Source organism: Leifsonia sp. 466MF, assembly GCF_900100265.1.
GTDB lineage: Bacteria > Actinomycetota > Actinomycetes > Actinomycetales > Microbacteriaceae > Leifsonia.
This window is the reverse complement of record NZ_LT629696.1, coordinates 1,332,223-1,349,251: the sequence shown is the minus strand read 5'-3', so window position 1 is coordinate 1,349,251 and position 17,029 is coordinate 1,332,223. Positions and strand designations below refer to the sequence as shown.

Sequence of the window (17,029 nt, the reverse complement as noted above, 5' to 3'; positions counted from 1 at the left end):
GCAGCCCGCTAAACGCCGGGCGCGTCCGGGTGCTCCCGGCGCAGCGAGTCGAGCAGCTGGGGCACGATGCGGTACACATCGCCGCAGCCGAGGGTGATCACGAAGTCGCCCTCCCGGGCGATCTGAGCGGTGTGGTCGGCGGCCTGCTGCCAGTCGGCGATGAAGGCCACCCGCTCGGGATGCTCGAAGCGGTCGGCGACGAGCGCTCCGGTCACGCCGGGCTCCGGGTCTTCGCGCGCTCCGTATACGTCGAGCACGACGGTCTCGTCGGCGTAGCGCTCGAGCGTCTCGGCGAACTCCTGCGCGAACAGACGCGTGCGGCTGTACAGGTGCGGCTGGTGGACGGCGATGATGCGTCCGTCTCCGACCACCGTGCGGGCGGCGGAGAGCGCGGCGGCGACCTCGGTCGGGTGGTGCGCGTAGTCGTCGTAGACGCTGACGCCTCCCACCGTGCCGTGCAGCTCGAAGCGGCGCTCCGTTCCGCCGAACTCGGCGATGGCGGCGAGGGAAGCGGCCGGGTCGAATCCGAGGCCGGTCAGCACGGCGAAGGCGCCGCCGGCGTTGATGGCGTTGTGCCGCCCGGGCACGCGCAGCTGCGCGGAGTAGTCCTCGCCCTGGTAGCGCAGAGAGAACGAGACGGGGCCGTCGGTCACGATGGAGTGGACGCGGACGTCAGCGTCCTCCGCCTCGCCGAACGTGACGATCCGCTTGTCCGGCGACTGCTCGCGCAGCCGGCCGGTCACGTGCACGGCGCCCGCGTCATCGGACGAGACCACGACGAACTCGTCCGCCTCGCGGGCGAACGATACGAAGGCGTCCTCGAACGCCTCCAGCGAGCCGTAGTGGTCGAGGTGGTCGGGGTCGACGTTGGTGATCAGGGCGACGGCCGTGTCGTAGAGCAGGAACGAGCCGTCCGACTCGTCCGCCTCGACGACGAACAGCTCGCCGGTGCCGGTCTTGGAGCTCGTGCCGAGGGAGGCGATGACGCCGCCGTTCACGAAGCTCGGGTCCTCGCCGAGGCCCAGCAGGCCGGTGATGATCATGCCGGTGGAGGTCGTCTTGCCGTGCGCGCCGGCCACGGCGACCAGGCGCGAACGGTTGATCAGCCAGGCGAGGGCCTGCGACCGGTGCAGAACCGGGAGTCCCTTGGAGAGCGCCAGCTGGTACTCCGGGTTGTCCTGCCAGAGGGCGCCGGTGACGACCAGCGTGTCCGCGTCGCCGACGTTCGCGGCGTCGTGGCCGATGGCGATCGTCGCGCCGAGGTTCCGCAGGGTGTCGATGTTCGCGGAGTGCCGCACATCCGATCCGGTCACGGTGTAGCCGGCCTCGAGGAACAGGCGGGCGATGCCGCTCATCCCGGAACCGCCGATGCCGACGAAGTGGAGCTTTCCGAGCTCCTCCGGGAGGGCGAGGGTCAGGTCGGGCTTGATCGTCACAGGTACAGCTTTCGGTTACGCGAGAGGGACTCCATCCAGTATGAGGCTACGCGGCGACCCTGCGGATCGGCCCGAGGCTCACCGGAGTGGAGCTGTCAGAGGGCCGAGCGGATGAGGGCGACCATGCGGTCGGAGCCGTCGCGGACCCCGACCGACGCGGCCCGGCGCGCCATCTCGGCAACACGGGCACGGTCGGACAGCAGCGGAAGCAGCTCGCCGTCCACCCAGTCCGGAGCGAAGGCGGCATCGTCGACGAGCACGCCGCCTCCCGCCTCGACAACCCCGGCCGCGTTGAACCGCTGCTCGCCGTTGCCGATCGGGAAGGGAACGTACACCGCCGGGATGCCCAGCGCGGCGAACTCGCACACCGTCGCGGCGCCCGCGCGGGCGACGGCGACGTCGGTCAGGGCGAAGGCGAGATCCATGCGGTCGCAGTAGTCGAGCAGCCGGTAGTGCTCGATGCCGGGGTCCGTCAGCTCGCCGCGGCCGCCCTGGATGTGCAGCACCTGCCAGCCGGCAGCCGTCAGCTCGGCGGCGCGTGCGAAAACGGTCTGGTTGATCCGGCGCGCGCCGAGCGAGCCGCCTGTGACGAGCAGCGTCGGGCGTTCGGGGTCGAGCCCGAACTCGGCCGCGGCCTGTGGGCGGACGGCGGCCGCATCCAGCTGCTCGATCTCCACCCGCAGCGGCATGCCGACGAAGGTGGGATGCGGCAGCGGCGTCCCCTCGAAGGCCACGCCGACCCACGGCGTGTAGCGGGCGCCGAGCCGGTTCGCGAGGCCCGGCCGCGCGTTCGCCTCATGCAGGACGAGCGGGATGCCCTCACGTCGGGCCGCCGAGTAGGCCGGGGCCGCGGCGTAGCCGCCGAAGCCGACGACGGCGTCGATCCCGCGGTCGCGGATCAGGGCGCGGACGGTCGAGATGCTGCGCCGGTACTCGCCAGGGAAGCGCAGCGCGGCCGCGTTCGGGCGGCGCGGGAACGGGAGCTTCGGGATGGTCGCGAGCTCGTAGCCGCGCTGCGGGACCAGACGCGCCTCGAGCCCCTCCTTCGTCCCGAGCACCAGCACCTCGGCATCCGGCTGGTCACGGCGCAGACGGTCGGCGACGGCGAGCAGGGGGTTCACGTGGCCGGCGGTGCCCCCGCCGGCGAGAAGGTACCGCGTCATGCCCGGGGGCCCGCCGAACCGGTCTCGGAGGCGGCCTGGGAGTCACGGTGCGACTGCCGGGCGAACGACAGCACGATTCCGATGGCGATCATGGAACTGATCATCGCAGTCCCTCCCGCAGAGATCAGTGGGAGCGGGACGCCCAGCACCGGGATCACCCCCAGCACCACGGCGATGTTGACGAACGCCTGGCCGATCAGCCACACCATGATGGCCGCCGTCGTCACCCGCGCGAACGGGTCGGTCGACGCGTGGATGATGCGCAGGAAGACGACCGCGAGCATCACGAAGAGCAGGAGCACGACGACCGCGCCGATGAGGCCGAGCTCCTCGCCGATGATCGCGAAAATGAAGTCGGTGTCGGCGGCGGGCAGCCACGACCACTTGGAGTGCGAGTTGCCGAGCCCGACCCCGAAGACGCCCCCGGAGGCGAGCGCGTAGAAGCCGTTCTTGATCTGCCAGTCCACGTCCGGGTTCGCGACGCTCGTCCCGCCGAAGTAGGCGGCGATGCGGCCGACTCGGCTCGCGCTCGACAGCGCGACAACGACCGCGAGCGCGCCGACGGCGACGACACCGGTGAGGAGGTACCGGAGGCGCACGCCGGCGAAGTAGAGGGCGCCGAGGATGAGCGCCGCCATGATCATGGTCGTGCCCAGGTCGCCGCCGAGCAGCACGAGCGCGACCGCGCCTCCCGCGATGGGGACGACGGGGACGGCCACATGCTTCCACTGGTCGAGCACATCCCGCTTGCGCGCAAGGACGACGCCCAGCCAGACGACGAGCGCGAGCTTGATCGCCTCCGACGGCTGGGCCGTGACCGAGCCGATGCGCAGCCAGTTGCGATTGCCGCCGATCTCGACGCCGAGCGGAGTGAGCAGCACGAGCAGCTGCAGGAAGCAGGCGGCGCCGAGGAAGAACCAGATCGTCTTCTTCCAGAACCCGCGCGGGATGCGCGAGACGAGGAACATCAGCGGCAGGCCGACCAGCGTGTACGCGCCCTGCGACCAGAAGCGGGAGAAGAAGTTGTCGTCGTCGTTGTGCGCCTCCACCGAGGAGGAGGACAGCACCATGACGAGGCCGAACACGACCATGAACAGCGTGATGCCGAGCAGGAGGAAGTAGTTGGCCGATTCGGACGTCATGCCCCGACCCAGCTGGATGCGGGTGGTCAGCGCACCGATGCGTGCGGCGGCGCTGGGGCGGGACGCGGCCGATGGAGCAGCGCTCTGCTGAGACCGGGCGCTCGGACGCTCAGTCCTGCGCGTCGGGACGCGGGGCGGACTCGTCATCCGCCTCACCTCCCAAATACTCGTTCACGGCCGACTGGAAGCGGCGGCCTCGTTCTGCGTAGTCGGCGAACTGGTCCATCGATGCCGCCGCCGGAGCGAGCAGCACGGTGTCTCCTTCGTGCGCGAGACCACCGGCCAGCCGAACCGCCGTCGGCATGACCTCATCAGTCTCGTCGGCGACGACCTCCAGCACCGGAAGGTCCGGCGCGTGTCGCCGGAATGCGGCGAGGAGCGCCTCCCGGTCGACGCCGATGAGCACAGCGCCGCGAAGGCGGCCGACGTGTCGGCCGACCAGCGCATCCACGTCGACACCCTTGAGCAGGCCGCCGACCAGCCACACCACGGAGGGATAGGCACGCAGGGACGCGTCGGCCGCATGCGGGTTCGTGGCCTTCGAGTCGTCCACCCAGTTCACGCCGGCCTGGACGCGCACCAGCTCGATACGGTGCGCGTCGAGCCGGAAGGCCGTGAGCACGTCGCGGATGACCTGTGGAGCGACACCGTACGATCGCGCGAGCGCGCTGGCGGCGAGGATGTTCGCGACGACGTGCGGCGCCGAGAGCCCGGCCTCCTGCAGCTCGTCGAGAGTGGTCAGCTCGAGCGCCGCGTTCGCTCGGTCGTCGAGGAAGGCGCGGTCGCAGAGGATCCCGTCCACGATCCCGAAGTCGCTCGGGCCGGGCACGCCGAGGCCGAAGCCGATGGCGCGTGCGCCCTCGGTGACCTCCGCCTCCTCCACCATGTGCAGGGTGTTCTCGTCGGCCTTGTTGTAGACGCAGGCGACGCGGGTGTTGTCGTACACCTTCGCTTTGGCGGCGATGTACGCCTCGAGCGAGCCGTGCCAGTCGAGGTGGTCGTCGGCGATGTTGAGGCACGCCGCCGAGAACGGCGACAGCTCTCCTCCGACGTTCCGGTTGACCCAGTGCAGCTGGTAGCTGGAGAGCTCGACCACGAGCACGTCGAATCCCTCGGGATCGCGGATGGCGTCGAGGACGGGGACACCGATGTTGCCGCACGGTGCGACGCGGTTGCCTCCCGCGAGGATCATCGTCGCGGTGAGCTGCACGGTGGTGGTCTTGCCGTTGGTGCCGGTGACGCAGATCCAGTCGGCGGGGCCTTCGGCGCCATCGGGACGGGCGACCTTGTCGCGCAGACGCCAGGCGAGCTCGATGTCGCCCCACACGGCCGTGCCGCGCTGCTCCGCCCAGAGCAGGAGGGGGTGATCCCAGTGGAAGCCCGGCGACGCGATGACCAGTTCAGGGTCGAACGCGACGAGACGCTCCGGCGGCGCGGCGAGGTCGGGCTCCTCGAGGAGCTCGGCGCCGATGACCTCCAGCAGCATCCGCCGCTCGTCGTCGGCCTTCGCCGCGACGACCAGCACGTCGGCGCCCAGCTCGACGAGGGTGTCCGCGACCGAGAAGCCGGTGACGCCCAGGCCGTACACGGCGACCCGGAGGCCGCTCCAATCGTGGTGCCAGCTGGTCAGAGCGGCCAGGCGCTGCGCCAGGGCGTCGCCCGCGCGGGCGGTGTCGTCGGAATCGGTCACGTCGCCAGCCACTCCAGGTAGAAGGACCCGACGCCGGCGGCGACGAGGAGTCCGCCGATGATCCAGAACCGTACGACGACCGTCACCTCCGCCCATCCCTTCAGCTCGAAGTGATGGTGGATGGGGCTCATCAGGAAGATGCGTTTGCCGTGCGTGAGCTTGAAGTACGCCCGCTGCACGATCACCGACCCGGCCTCGATCACGAAGATTCCGCCGATGAGGACGAGCAGCAGCTCCGTGCGGCTCAGGATGGCGAGGGCCGCGACCGCGCCGCCGAGCGCCAGCGAGCCGGTGTCGCCGAGGAAGATCTGCGCGGGCGAGGTGTTCCACCAGAGGAAGCCGACGACCGCGCCGACGATCGCCGTTGCGACGATCGCGAGGTCGAACGGATCGCGCACGTCGTAGCATTTCGCGACGTTCTCGGGGTTCAGGTTGATGCTCGCGCACGACTGGATCGACTGCCAGAACCCGATGATGATGTAGGCGCCGATCGCCAGGATGGACGCGCCGGAGGCGAGCCCGTCGAGGCCGTCCGTGACGTTCACGCCGTTCGATGTCGCCGCGACCAGGAAGTTGATCCAGATCAGGTAGAGGCCGTAGCCGACGATCACGCCGATGGCGCCGTACCGGGTGATCTCGCCGAAGTCGATCGCCGGCAGGTCGCGGATGAAGGACACCGTCATCGTCGCAGGCGTGTAGCCGTTGCCGTTCGGAAAGCGGATCGCGAGGAAGGCCCAGACGGTGGCGACGATGACCTGGCCCGCCACCTTTGCCCAGCCGGTGAGACCGAGGCTGCGCTCGCGCCGGGTCTTCAGGAAGTCGTCGATGAACCCGACGACGCCCAGGCCGACCATGAGGAACAGCACGAGGAGCGCCGAGACGCTCGTCTCATCCCCCGTCAGCAGGAGGGCCGTGAAGTAGCCGAACAGGGTGCCGAGGATGACGACGATGCCGCCCATGGTCGCGGTGCCGCGCTTGGCGTGGTGGCTCTGCGGTCCGTCGTCGCGGATGAACTGTCCCCACTGCAGCCGGCGGAAGAGCCGGATGAAGAGCGGGGTCAGGAAGAGCGTGAACGCCATCGACAGCGCACCGGATGTCAGCAGGGCTCTCACGAGAACGATTCTCCCAGTCGGTCGCCCAGGAAGCGCAGTCCGGCCGAGTTGGAGGACTTCACGAGCACCGTGTCGCCGGGGCGCAGCGCGCCCCGGAGGTGCTCGAACGCGGCGTCCTGCGTGTCGAAGTACAGGGATTCGCCGTCCCAGGAGCCCTCGTTGATGGCGGAGATGTGCATCCGGCGCGCCGCCGGTCCGACGATCACGAGCTGGTCGATGCCGAGCCGGACGGCCAGCAGGCCGATGCGGTCGTGCTCCTCGCCGGAGAACTCCCCCAGCTCGCTCATCTCGCCGAGGACGGCGATGGTGCGGCCGTCCGGTTCGGCGATCTGCGCCAGGGTCTTGATCGCTGCGGCCATCGAGTCCGGGCTCGCGTTGTAGGCGTCGTTGATGACCGTCACATCGCTGCCGCCCATGACCTCCATCCGCCAGCGCTCCGCCGTCTTCACGGTCTGGAGCGCTGACACGATGGTGTCGATGTCGACGTCGAGCACGTACGCGGAGGCGGCGGCGGCCAGGGCGTTCATGACGTGGTGCTCGCCGAGCACCTGGAACCGCACCGGGCGCGACTGCGACTCGGAGCTCGGGCCTTCGGCCCCGTTTCGGGGCGGCAGGTGGAGCGTGAACGACGTGCCCCTCCGGTCGGAGACGACGTCGGTCGCGCGCACGTCGGCGCGCTCGTCCAGGCCGAACCAGAGCACGCGGGCGACGGTCTTGTCCGCCATCGTGGCGACGCGCGGGTCGTCCATGTTCAGCACGGCGACGTCGGACTCCAGCAGGTCGGTGACCATCTCGGTCTTCGCCTGCAGGGTCTTCTCGATGCCGCCGAACTCGCCGGCGTGCGCGAGGCCGACCTTGAGGACGACTCCGACGTCCGGGCGCGCCATGCGCACCAGGCGGGCGATCTCGCCGATTCCGCTCGCGCCCATCTCCGCGACGAGGAACTGCGTCTCCTCGGTCACCTGGAGCATGGTCACGGGTGCGCCGACCTCGTTGTTGAAGGAGGCGCGCGGCGCGATCGTCGGTCCGACCTGCTCGAGCACGGCGCGGAGCAGGTTCTTGGTCGTGGTCTTGCCGTTGGACCCGGTGATGCCGACGGTCTTGAGCAGTCCGAGCGCCCGGACACGGGCGATCACCTCGGTGGCGAGGTCGCCGAGGGCGACGACGGTGTCCTGCACCAGCAGCTGCGGGACGGGCAGCTCGAGTGGATGGTCGACGACGACGAGCGCGGCGCCCGCCTCGACCGCCTGCGGGGCGAAGAGGTGGCCGTCGGTCACATCCCCCGGCTTCGCGAAGAAGATACTGCCGGGGACGACCTCGCGCGAGTCGGTCGTGGACAGTCCGGAGACGACCGTCTCCGGCGAGACGTGGGTGCCGTCGAGCAGCAGGGTGCCGCGGGTGGCCTCGGCGATCTCGGCCAGGGTGAGGGCGATCATTTACAGCCACCCGGCCTCTCGCAGCGCGAGGCGCACGTCGTCGCGGGCAGAGTACGGCAGCCGCTGGCCGGCGACCTCCTGGTAGTCCTCGTGGCCGGGACCGGCGTACAGGACCACGTCGCCCTCGTCGGCCAGGGACAGCGCGGTGCGGAATGCGGCGCGCGGGTCGGGCACCTCGTACAGCTCGAGGTCGGGGACGGCGCTGCGCGCTCCGTCGAGGAGGGCGGCACGGATGCTCGCCGGGTCCTCCCAGCGCGGATGGAAGTCGGTGATGACCACGGCGTCCGACCCGCGGGCCGCGATGGCCCCCATGTCGGTGCGCTTCGTGGTGTCGCGGTCGCCGTCGGCGCCGAACACCATGACGATGCGGCCGTCGGTCACCTTGCGGAGTGCGCTCAGCATCGAGAGGAACGCGTCGGGGCTGTGGCCGTAGTCGATCAAGACGACGGGGCCGCGATCGCCGGAAAGCCGCTCTGCACGGCCTGGGATGTACGCGTCGATCCCGCCGTCGCGCTCCAGCGCCGCTCCGATCGCGTCGAGGTCGTACCCCGACTCGACGAGCATGACGATGGCGAGCGCCGCGTTCGCCGCGTTGTAGGCGCCGAGCAGCGGGATGTTGGTCTCCAGCCGGCGGCCGTCCGGGCCTTCGAGGGCGAACGAGGTGCGGGTGAGCGTCTCCTCGAGCACGGTGAGCAGCCACTCGGAGTCGGCCCCCGGCGAGCTGGAGAGCGTGGCGACCGGGATGCGCGACTGCTCGACCAGGGCGCGGCCCCAGTCGGAATCGACCGTGACGACGCCGCGTCGGGCGCGGTCGGGCTGGAAGAGCTCGAGCTTCGCGGCGAAGTAGTCGTCCATCGCGGCGTAGTCGTCGAGGTGGTCGTGACTGAGGTTGGTGAAGCCGACGACGTCGAACACGATCCCGTCGACGCGGTGGCGGGTCAGCGCCTGCGCCGACACCTCGATGGCGACGGCGCGGACGCCCTCCTCGCGCATCCGGGCGAGCAGCGCGTGGAGCTCGCTCGCCTCCGGCGTGGTCAGCTTGCTCGTGATCGCCGTGTCGCCGATGCGGCGCTCCGCCGTCGAGCTGAGGCCGGAGACGACTCCGAGCTGCCCGAGGATGGCGTTGAGCAGGTACACGACGCTGGTCTTGCCGTTGGTGCCGGTGACGCCGAACAGGGTCGCCGAGTTCTCGTCGGTGCGGTAGATCCAGGCGGAGACCGCGCCGAGCGCGGCCCGGGGCTCCGGCGTGACGATGACCGGGAGGCCGGACTCGGCGGCGAGGGCCGCACCCTCCTCGTCGGTGAGCACGGCGACGGCTCCGGCCTCCGCCGCCGCGGTCGCGTACGTCGCGCCGTGGGCGTTGCGGCCGGGTACGCCGACGTAGAGGTCACCGGGTTCGACGGCGGAGCTCGCGAGAGCCGCACCGGTCACCTCGACCCCGTCGAGGTCGCCGCGGCAATCCAGCCCGAACTCCGCTACCAGCTGGGCGAGCGGGCGGGCGACGGGATGCTCGGGGCGCAGTGAAGAGGGCGCCGGTCCTGTCACGTGGCTCACTTTCCGTTGACGCTGTTTCTAGTAGTAGGGCGGATAGTCCGCCGGGCTCGACGTGGAGGGCTTCACCCGGTAGGTCTTCAGCACCTGACTCATGATCGTGTGGAACAGCGGAGCGGCGGCTGCCGACGAAGTAATGGTAGTCGGGAACCCGAGGTTGACCGAAACGACGTACTGCGGATCGTCAACCGGCGCGACGCCCATGACCGACACGTAGTACGACGGCAGGTACCCGCCCTTGCCGTCCGGCTGCTGGGCCGTTCCGGTCTTCGCGGCGATGCGGTACCCGGGGATCTGGAGCTGCTTCTTCAGCTCGCCGTCGGTGACGACGGACTCCATCATCCCGAGTGTCGTGGCCGCCGCCTGAGCGGAGACGACCGGCGTCGGCTTGCTGTTCGGGATGTCCGTCACCGAGCCGTCCGGGTGCTCGCATCCCTCGACCAGGGACAGCGGGATGCGGGTGCCGCCGTTGGCGAGCGCCTGGTACGCCCCGACCATCTGCAACTGGGTCGCCGAGACGCCCTGGCCGAACATCGTCGCGTACTTGGTCTGGTCGTCCCAGTCCTTGACCGGGTGGAGCTCGCCGGCGGACTCGTCGGGGTACGGCAGACCGGTGGGATCGCCGATCCCGAACTTCTTCAGGTAGTCGTACCGCGTCTGGTCGCTGAGCGCGCGGCCCAGCTGCGACATGCCGGTGTTCGACGACATCATGAGCACGCCGGTGAGCGTGAGCCGGAGCGGTGCGTGGAATCCCGAATCGTGCAGGTCGGCCCCGTTGCCTGACTGCCACGAGTACGGGGCGAGCACCTGCGAGGTCGGCGTCGCCTTGCCCTGGTCGATGAGCATCGCGGCGGTCAGCGCCTTGAAGGTCGAGCCCGGCTCCCGCGGGTCGGTGAGCGGCTGGAGCCGCCAGAACGACGGGTCCGTCGCATCGATGTTGTTGGGGTCGAGCGACGGCACCTGCGCGATCGCCTTGATCTTCCCCGTCTTCGCCTCCGCCACGGTCACGAAGCCGAACTTGGAGCCTGTCGCGGCGACCTGTTGCGCGAGGGTCTGCTGCGCGAACCATTGGAGATCCGAGTCGATCGTCAGCTTGAGCGTGCCGCCGTCCTTCGCCTCCTTCTGCACCACGGTGCTGCCCGGGATGGCGACGCCGTCGGCTCCGCGCTGGTAGGTCTCCTCGCCGTTCTCCCCTGCCAGACAGCCGTTCTCGCTGGCCTCCAGCCCCGCGTCGCCGCCCTGTGAGAGGTAGCCGAGCAGGTTGCCCGCGACGGCGCCGTTCGGGTAGCTGCGGGCCTGCTTCTTGGTGAAGGTGAGCCACGGGTACGGGAGCTTGTCGAGCTTGTCGAACGTCCCGACATCCATACCGGCCTTGATGAGGACGTACTGCGACTTCGGGTTCTCTTTGAGCGCCGCGTCGAGGAGCGCGACGACGGCATCGCCCCCCTGGCCGGTGATCGCACCGATCTTCGCGGCCGCCTCGACCATCTTCGCCCGGCCGCCGGCGATCGCATCCTTCGGCGATGCCGCAGCCGTGTACGTGTAGATCGTGGTGGCCAGCACCGTGCCGTCACTGTCGATGATGTCGCCGCGGTTGCCCAGCAGCGGCGTCGACACCTCTTTGGCGGTCACCGACTGCTTCTGCAGCGCATCCGCCCGGACCACCTGGATGTCGACCAGCTTGGCGCCGAGGATGCCGACGGTCGCTGCGACGGCGAGGACCGTCATGGCGGTCCGCCGCCGCAGCATCTTCTTGCTGACCATGCCCCGCATCCGTCCCGTCGTCAGTGCGTCACCGGAGTCGGCAACGCTCCCTGCAACGGTACGGTCGGCGCGGCCCCGGATCCGGTAGCCCCACCCGAAGTTGTGGAATTCCCAGCCTGCCTCGCCGCTGGGGACGGATTCGCCGTCTGCTGCGGCTGCGTCACCAGCGAGACGCCCGCGAGCAGTGCGTTCGGGACGAGGTTGCCCTGCGTGCCGGTGACCGTGCCCGCGGCCCCGCTCGCCGGCAGCGGCGCCCCCAGCACCGCTCCGTCGGAGAGGCGCAGGTAGGCGGGGTTGCTGTTGCTGACCATCCCGAGCGCGTTGGCGTTCGCGGCCAGATTCTGCGGCGACGCGACCCGGTTGAGGTCCTCCGACACCGCCTGGTACGAACGCTGCAGCTCGGTCTGCTTCGACTCCAGCGTCTGCAGCTGGTAGGCGCCCTGCGAGATGCCGATGCTGAGGAGGAGCTGGGCGACCACGACCGCGAGCAGCGTGGCGACCGCGATCCCCGCGTACAGGGCCCGCGGGCGTGCACGTCGCTGGGACCGGGTCGGGACGACCTCGAGGTGGGTCCGCTTCGGCTCCTCCACCGGTGCGGGGAGGGCGCCGCCGCGCCAGAGCGCCGCGGGGCGCAGTGTCGCGGGACGTCTGCGCCCGGTGACCGGGGCCGCCTCTGCCAGATTGCCGCTCACGACCGCCTCCTCGTCTCGTCTTTGCTGTGGGATGCGCCGCTCGCCGGGCGCACCCGCTCGGCCGCCCGCAGGCGCACCGGGGTGGCCCTCGGGTTGGCGGCCTTCTCGTCGTCGTCGGCCAGTTCCGCACCGCGGATGAGGAGCTTCAGCTCCGGCCGGTGCTCGGGGAGCTCGACGGGCAGTCCCGCCGGAGCGCTCGACGTGGAGCGGGCCTGCAGCTCGCGCTTCACGATGCGGTCCTCGAGCGACTGATACGCCTCCACGACGATGCGCCCGCCCACCGACAGGGAGTCGATGGCCGCAGGGATCGCCCGCTGCAGCACCGCCAGCTCCTGGTTGACCTCGATGCGCAGAGCCTGGAAGACGCGCTTGGCGGGATGCCCCTGCCGCTGCAGGGCCACCGGAGTCGCCTTGATGATGAGGTCGACCAGCTGGCCGGAGCGCACCAGAGGCTCGCGCTCGCGCGACTCCACGATCCGGGAGGCGTAGCGGCCCGCAAGCTTCTCTTCGCCATACTCGCGGAAGATGCGCCGCAGGTCGGCCTCGGAGTACTCCGCCAGGACCGTCGCGGCGGTGAGCTCGCTCGTGCCGTCCATCCGCATGTCGAGCGGCGCGTCCTTCGAATAGGAGAAGCCGCGCTCCACCCGGTCGAGCTGGAGGGAGGAGACGCCGAGGTCGAACAGCACGCCGTCGACCGCCTCGAAGCCGAGCCCCTCGATGGCCTCGCGGATGCCGTCGTACACCGTGTGGACGAGGTGCACGCGGTCACCGAAACGCTCCAGGCGCTCCCCCGCGATCGCCAGCGCCTCGGGGTCGCGGTCGAGCCCGACCAGCGTGACGTCCGGGAAGCGCTCGAGGATGCCGGCGGAGTGGCCGCCCATCCCGAGCGTGGCGTCGACGAAGACGGCGCCGGGCCGCGTCAGCGCGGGGCCGAGCAGCTCGATGCAGCGCTCCAGGAGGACCGGAGTATGGATGCGGGAGGTGTCGTCGGAGTCGGTCATGGTCGTTCGGGACGAGTCGCCTGCCCCTGATCCCGGATCCCCATCCATTCCGACCTGGCACCGGGGAAGTGGTGTCAGGGCGTATGGCTGGGAGTCCGGCGCCAGGGACGCGGGCTCAGAAGAGTCCCGGGATCACCTCCTCCTCCGTGTTGGCGAATGCTGCTTCCTGTTCGGCCAGGTAGGTCTCCCAGGCCTGGGCGTCCCAGATCTCCGCGCGGCTGCCGGCGCCGATCACGACGAGGTCGCGATCGAGTCCCGCGTACGAGCGCAGCGCGGACGGGATGGTCACCCGGTTCTGCTTGTCCGGGACCTCTGCGCTCGCCCCCGAGAGGAAGACGCGCAGGTAGTCACGGGCCTGCTTGCTCGTCACCGGCGCCTGGCGGATCTTCTCGTGGAGCGATTCGAACTCGCGCTGCGAGAAGACGTAGACGCAGTGCTCCTGGCCACGGGTGAGGACGAGGCCGGACGCGAGCTCATCCCGGAATTTCGCCGGCAGGATGATGCGCCCCTTCTCGTCCAGCTTGGGGGCGTGCGTACCGAGGAACATCGGCTGCCACCCCCACTCTCCCGGCCCAGGTTGCGGTGTGGCTCCACTTTACTCCACTTCCATCCACAAAATCGCGCATTGAGGACAGATTGCCCCGAAGTGGGTACGTCAAGGCCCGGAAAGACGGGGAATTTGCGGGTGGAGGAAAGTGGAGCGATCGGGCGGCTCCTGGAGCAACAAAAAAGGGCCGATCAGAAGATCGGCCCTTCGTCGAAGAACGTGTGGAGCGGAGTGGAGGGTTAGCCCTCGCCGCCGTCGTTGCGCTTGTCCCAGCGGTCGTTCATGCGGTCCATGAAGCCTGTCTGACCGCCGCGCGCCTTGGCCTTCTTCGGCTCGGCGGCGCCCGGCTCGACCGCGACGCGCTTGCCCGGCGCGATGGACACGAGGACACCCGCGAACATCACGACGAAGCCCAGGATCCCGACGATCGGCTGCTGGTAGTAGACCCCGGCGATCAGCACGCCGACGCCCACGACGGCGAGCAGGATGCCGAGCACGATCGACCGGTAGGCGGGACGTGCCCGCTTGCCCCCGACCTTCGCGACGAAATCTGCATCGTTCTGATAGAGACTGCGTTCCATCTCTTCGAGGAGGCGCTGCTCGTGTTCCGAAAGCGGCATCCGATTCCCCCTCTTTCTCGCGGGTTCGAGGCTTCAGTGAGGTCGATTCTAGACCTCACGTGTCTGGCTAGGCTAGGCGTGTGTCTGAAAGCATCCGATTCGTCGACCTCATCCAGTCAAGAATCGATGGATTCTTCGATGCGCGTGCCTCCATTCTCGTCTCGATCGCCGACGAGCTCTCTCCCGTAGCGGCGTTCTCAAGGGAATTTCTCAGCGGCGGCAAGCGCTTCCGCGCCCTGTTCTGCTTCTGGGGATGGCAGGCCGTCCGCACCACAGGAGACGCGGGCGACGACGGGTCGGACAGTGGCGCCGTCACGGCCGGCGGCGCCCTCGACGCCGTGGTCTCCGTCGCCAGCGCCCTCGAGCTGTTCCACGCCGCCGCGCTCGTCCACGACGACCTCATCGACAACTCGGACACCCGGCGCGGCAAGCCGGCCGCCCACAAGCGCTTCGAGCACCTCCACGAGAACGAGGGATGGGGCGGTTCCGGCGCGACATTCGGCACGGGCGCGGCGACCCTCCTCGGGGACCTGCTGCTCATCCTCAGCGACGAGCTGTTCGACGAGGGGCTCACCCAGCTGGTGAGCGCACCGGCCCGGCGGGCGACGCGGGCGGAGTTCAACCGCATGCGGATCGACGTCACGGCGGGCCAGTACCTCGACATCTTCGAGGAGATCGGCTGGTCGGGCCGCCCCGACTCGGAGCAGCTGGAGCGCGCCGAGCGCGTCATCGTCTTCAAGTCGGCCAAGTACTCGATCGAGTCCCCTCTGCTCATCGGCGCGAGCCTGGCCGGAGCGAGCGTCGGCCAGCTGGAGTCGCTCCGGGCGTTCGGGCTCCCCCTCGGCATCGCCTACCAGCTGCGCGACGACCTGCTCGGCGTCTTCGGAGACGCCGACGTGACGGGGAAGCCCAGCGGAGACGACCTCCGCGAGGGCAAGCGGACGGTCCTCATCGCGCTCACGCGCCAGTCCATCCCTTCGGGCGCGCGTGCTGCCCTGGACGAACTGCTCGGCGACCCCGAGCTCACGCCGGAGCAGATCAGGACGATGCAGCTGACCATCCGGGAGTCCGGGGCCGTCGACACGGTGGAGCGGATGATCGCCGACAACGTCGCGCGCGCCATCGAGGCGTTGGATGCGGCACCGCTCGGGGCGGCGGCGAAGGGGCAGCTCCGCGAGCTCGCGGTCGCGGTCACGCGTCGGAGCGCGTAGGCCCATCCCTGAGCCGGGAGCGATTCAGGCCAGCGCTTGGGCCACGCGGCGCACCTCGGCCTTGCGGCCGGCGCGCAGAGCCTCGATCGGCGATGTGCCGAGGCTCTCCTCCTCCGTCAGCAGCCAATCCACCGACTCGTCGTCGCTGAAGCCGTCGTCCGCCAGGACGATCAGGGTTCCCCGCAGCTCGCTGAGCGGCTGGCCGTCCTTGAGGAAGGACGCGGGCACCTTGAGCACGCCGTCGACGCGCTTGGCTCCCAGGTGGCGGTCCTCGATGAGCCGACGGACGCGGCTCACGCTCAGTCCCATCAGCTCGACGAGGTCGGGTACGGTCAACCACTCGGTGGTCTGGACGTGCTCGGTCACCCCACCAGCGTGCCACGGATTGCCGTCCGGCGAGAAGCGGGAGTAATTGTTACGATCATGTAAACCCGTGTCACATTCGTCACTCCTGTTGACTCCTCTCTCCTTGTGTGTCAGCGTGATGGGCGACGTGTCACTCGAAGAGGGGGTCACATGGCTCTGGCAGACACCGGCAGATCGCGCAGCATCCTGGGCACCGTCCCGATCGCGGTCGCGAGCTCGCTCGCGGTGACCCTGAACCTGGTCACGCCCGCACAGGCGGCGCCCCAGGAGGACCGCGCGACCGACCACTCCGGAGACACCGGCGAGATCAGTCCTCTCGAGCGCGCCGCGCTCGGCAGCACCATCGGGATGACGCCCAGCGGATCGACGTCGAGCACGTCCGCTCCGCTCACCTCCGTCGCGGCAGCACCCGCGACCTACCGCGTGCAGTCGGGCGACACCATCTCCGGCATCGCGGCCCGTTTCGGACTCTCGACCGCAGCCGTCCTCGCGATGAACGGCCTCAGCTGGAAGAGCCTGATCTTCCCGGGCCAGGTGCTCGCCCTCGCGCAGGCCGCACCCGCGGCCGCGCCGGCCCCGGCTCCCGCGGCTCCCGCACCGGCTCCCGCTGCCACGGTGTACTCCGTGGTGCGCGGCGACACGATCAGCGGCATCGCCGGCCGTTTCGGCGTCACCACCCGCGCGGTGCTCGCCGCGAACGGCCTGAGCACGTCCAGCCTGATCTTCCCCGGGCAGAAGATCCGTATCCCGGGCATGACCACCGCCGCGCTCAACGCACCCGCACCGGCGCCCGTCGCCGCTCCGGCCCCCGTCGCCGCGCCGGCACCGCTGCCGACCGCGTCCGCCGGTCAGGTGGTCGCCCTCACCGACGAGATGCGCGCGAATGCCCAGCTGATCATCCGCATCGGCCGCCAGCAGGGCGTCCCGGACCAGGGCATCGTCGTCGCCCTCGCCGCGGCCGCACAGGAATCCGGCCTCCGAAATGTCCGCTACGGCGACCGCGACTCCCTCGGGCTGTTCCAGCAGCGGCCGAGCACCGGATGGGGCACGCCGGAGCAGGTGCTCGACCCGACGCGCGCGACGCTCGCCTTCTACGGCGGAGCGGGGAACCCCAACGCCGGCCGCACCCGTGGCCTCCTCGACATCCCCGGATGGACGCGGATGAGCGTGACGCAGGCCGCGCAGGCCGTGCAGATCTCGGCGTTCCCCGACGCCTACGCCAAGTGGGAGACGTCGGCGCGCACCTGGCTGGCCCAGCTCGGCTGAGCCGGAATGTCACAGCCCGATCACAGCCACCG

At 70.0% G+C, this 17,029-nt stretch carries 15 protein-coding genes; 2 read left to right on the top strand and 13 right to left on the bottom strand.

Going from position 1 to position 17,029, the window contains the following annotated elements:
- Positions 1 to 8: 8 nt before the first annotated feature.
- From murC to BLR91_RS06355, 12 genes are all read right to left on the bottom strand, one after another.
- Entirely contained in the window at positions 9 to 1,436 is a 1,428-nt protein-coding gene (gene murC / locus BLR91_RS06410; RefSeq protein WP_089876294.1) for a UDP-N-acetylmuramate--L-alanine ligase, read from the bottom strand.
- Positions 1,437 to 1,531: 95 nt separating this feature from the next.
- Positions 1,532 to 2,599, bottom strand: coding sequence for a UDP-N-acetylglucosamine--N-acetylmuramyl-(pentapeptide) pyrophosphoryl-undecaprenol N-acetylglucosamine transferase (locus BLR91_RS06405; RefSeq protein WP_089876297.1), 1,068 nt, complete (start codon positions 2,597 to 2,599; stop codon positions 1,532 to 1,534).
- On the bottom strand, positions 2,596 to 3,888 hold the full coding sequence (ftsW, locus tag BLR91_RS06400; RefSeq protein ID WP_089876299.1) for a putative lipid II flippase FtsW: 1,293 nt from the start codon (positions 3,886 to 3,888) through the stop codon (positions 2,596 to 2,598). Before ftsW ends, BLR91_RS06405 begins: the two co-directional genes overlap by 4 nt.
- Complete coding sequence (murD, locus tag BLR91_RS06395; RefSeq protein WP_089876301.1) at positions 3,851 to 5,431, bottom strand: UDP-N-acetylmuramoyl-L-alanine--D-glutamate ligase; 1,581 nt, start codon at positions 5,429 to 5,431, stop codon at positions 3,851 to 3,853. Before murD ends, ftsW begins: the two co-directional genes overlap by 38 nt.
- Positions 5,428 to 6,543 carry a phospho-N-acetylmuramoyl-pentapeptide-transferase gene (mraY, locus tag BLR91_RS06390; protein ID WP_089876303.1) on the bottom strand — a complete coding sequence of 372 codons (1,116 nt, stop codon included), beginning with the start codon at positions 6,541 to 6,543 and terminating at the stop codon, positions 5,428 to 5,430. The genes murD and mraY overlap by 4 nt, the downstream gene beginning before the upstream one ends.
- Entirely contained in the window at positions 6,540 to 7,979 is a 1,440-nt protein-coding gene (locus tag BLR91_RS06385) for a UDP-N-acetylmuramoyl-tripeptide--D-alanyl-D-alanine ligase (protein WP_089876305.1), read from the bottom strand. Before BLR91_RS06385 ends, mraY begins: the two co-directional genes overlap by 4 nt.
- Positions 7,980 to 9,524, bottom strand: a complete 1,545-nt coding sequence (locus BLR91_RS06380) for a Mur ligase family protein (RefSeq protein WP_089876307.1) — start codon at positions 9,522 to 9,524, stop codon at positions 7,980 to 7,982.
- A gap of 27 nt (positions 9,525 to 9,551) precedes the next feature.
- Complete coding sequence (locus tag BLR91_RS06375) at positions 9,552 to 11,294, bottom strand: peptidoglycan D,D-transpeptidase FtsI family protein (protein WP_020077369.1); 1,743 nt, start codon at positions 11,292 to 11,294, stop codon at positions 9,552 to 9,554.
- 20 nt (positions 11,295 to 11,314) lie between these two features.
- The gene (locus tag BLR91_RS06370; protein WP_089876309.1) at positions 11,315 to 11,986 is read right to left on the bottom strand and encodes a hypothetical protein; all 672 of its coding nucleotides are present in this window, start codon (positions 11,984 to 11,986) and stop codon (positions 11,315 to 11,317) included.
- Positions 11,983 to 12,987, bottom strand: coding sequence for a 16S rRNA (cytosine(1402)-N(4))-methyltransferase RsmH (gene rsmH, locus BLR91_RS06365; RefSeq protein ID WP_089876311.1), 1,005 nt, complete (start codon positions 12,985 to 12,987; stop codon positions 11,983 to 11,985). Before rsmH ends, BLR91_RS06370 begins: the two co-directional genes overlap by 4 nt.
- Positions 12,988 to 13,102: 115 nt before the next feature.
- Positions 13,103 to 13,534, bottom strand: coding sequence for a division/cell wall cluster transcriptional repressor MraZ (gene mraZ, locus BLR91_RS06360; RefSeq protein ID WP_018191374.1), 432 nt, complete (start codon positions 13,532 to 13,534; stop codon positions 13,103 to 13,105).
- Between the two features lie 239 nt (positions 13,535 to 13,773).
- Positions 13,774 to 14,154: a DUF3040 domain-containing protein gene (locus tag BLR91_RS06355; protein ID WP_018191375.1), complete on the bottom strand. Its 381-nt coding sequence runs from the start codon at positions 14,152 to 14,154 to the stop codon at positions 13,774 to 13,776.
- An 80-nt stretch (positions 14,155 to 14,234) separates the two neighbouring features.
- Here BLR91_RS06355 and BLR91_RS06350 point away from each other — a divergent pair, with 80 nt between their 5' ends.
- The gene (locus BLR91_RS06350) at positions 14,235 to 15,365 is read left to right on the top strand and encodes a polyprenyl synthetase family protein (RefSeq protein WP_089876314.1); all 1,131 of its coding nucleotides are present in this window, start codon (positions 14,235 to 14,237) and stop codon (positions 15,363 to 15,365) included.
- A gap of 24 nt (positions 15,366 to 15,389) precedes the next feature.
- Here BLR91_RS06350 and BLR91_RS06345 read toward each other — a convergent pair whose 3' ends face one another.
- Positions 15,390 to 15,731, bottom strand: a complete 342-nt coding sequence (locus BLR91_RS06345; protein WP_018191377.1) for an Rv2175c family DNA-binding protein — start codon at positions 15,729 to 15,731, stop codon at positions 15,390 to 15,392.
- Positions 15,732 to 15,881: 150 nt separating this feature from the next.
- Here BLR91_RS06345 and BLR91_RS06340 point away from each other — a divergent pair, with 150 nt between their 5' ends.
- On the top strand, positions 15,882 to 16,997 hold the full coding sequence (locus BLR91_RS06340) for a LysM peptidoglycan-binding domain-containing protein (protein ID WP_089876315.1): 1,116 nt from the start codon (positions 15,882 to 15,884) through the stop codon (positions 16,995 to 16,997).
- The last annotated feature ends 32 nt before the right edge of the window (positions 16,998 to 17,029 follow it).

Coding starts and splice junctions, on each gene's coding strand:
- BLR91_RS06405 (WP_089876297.1), bottom strand. CDS start 2,599: ATGACGCGGTACCTTCTCGCCGGCGGGGGCACCGCCGGCCACGTGAAC.
- ftsW (WP_089876299.1), bottom strand. CDS start 3,888: ATGACGAGTCCGCCCCGCGTCCCGACGCGCAGGACTGAGCGTCCGAGC.
- BLR91_RS06385 (WP_089876305.1), bottom strand. CDS start 7,979: ATGATCGCCCTCACCCTGGCCGAGATCGCCGAGGCCACCCGCGGCACC.
- BLR91_RS06375 (WP_020077369.1), bottom strand. CDS start 11,294: ATGGTCAGCAAGAAGATGCTGCGGCGGCGGACCGCCATGACGGTCCTC.
- rsmH (WP_089876311.1), bottom strand. CDS start 12,987: ATGACCGACTCCGACGACACCTCCCGCATCCATACTCCGGTCCTCCTG.
- mraZ (WP_018191374.1), bottom strand. CDS start 13,534: ATGTTCCTCGGTACGCACGCCCCCAAGCTGGACGAGAAGGGGCGCATC.
- BLR91_RS06355 (WP_018191375.1), bottom strand. CDS start 14,154: ATGCCGCTTTCGGAACACGAGCAGCGCCTCCTCGAAGAGATGGAACGC.
- BLR91_RS06340 (WP_089876315.1), top strand. CDS start 15,882: ATGGCTCTGGCAGACACCGGCAGATCGCGCAGCATCCTGGGCACCGTC.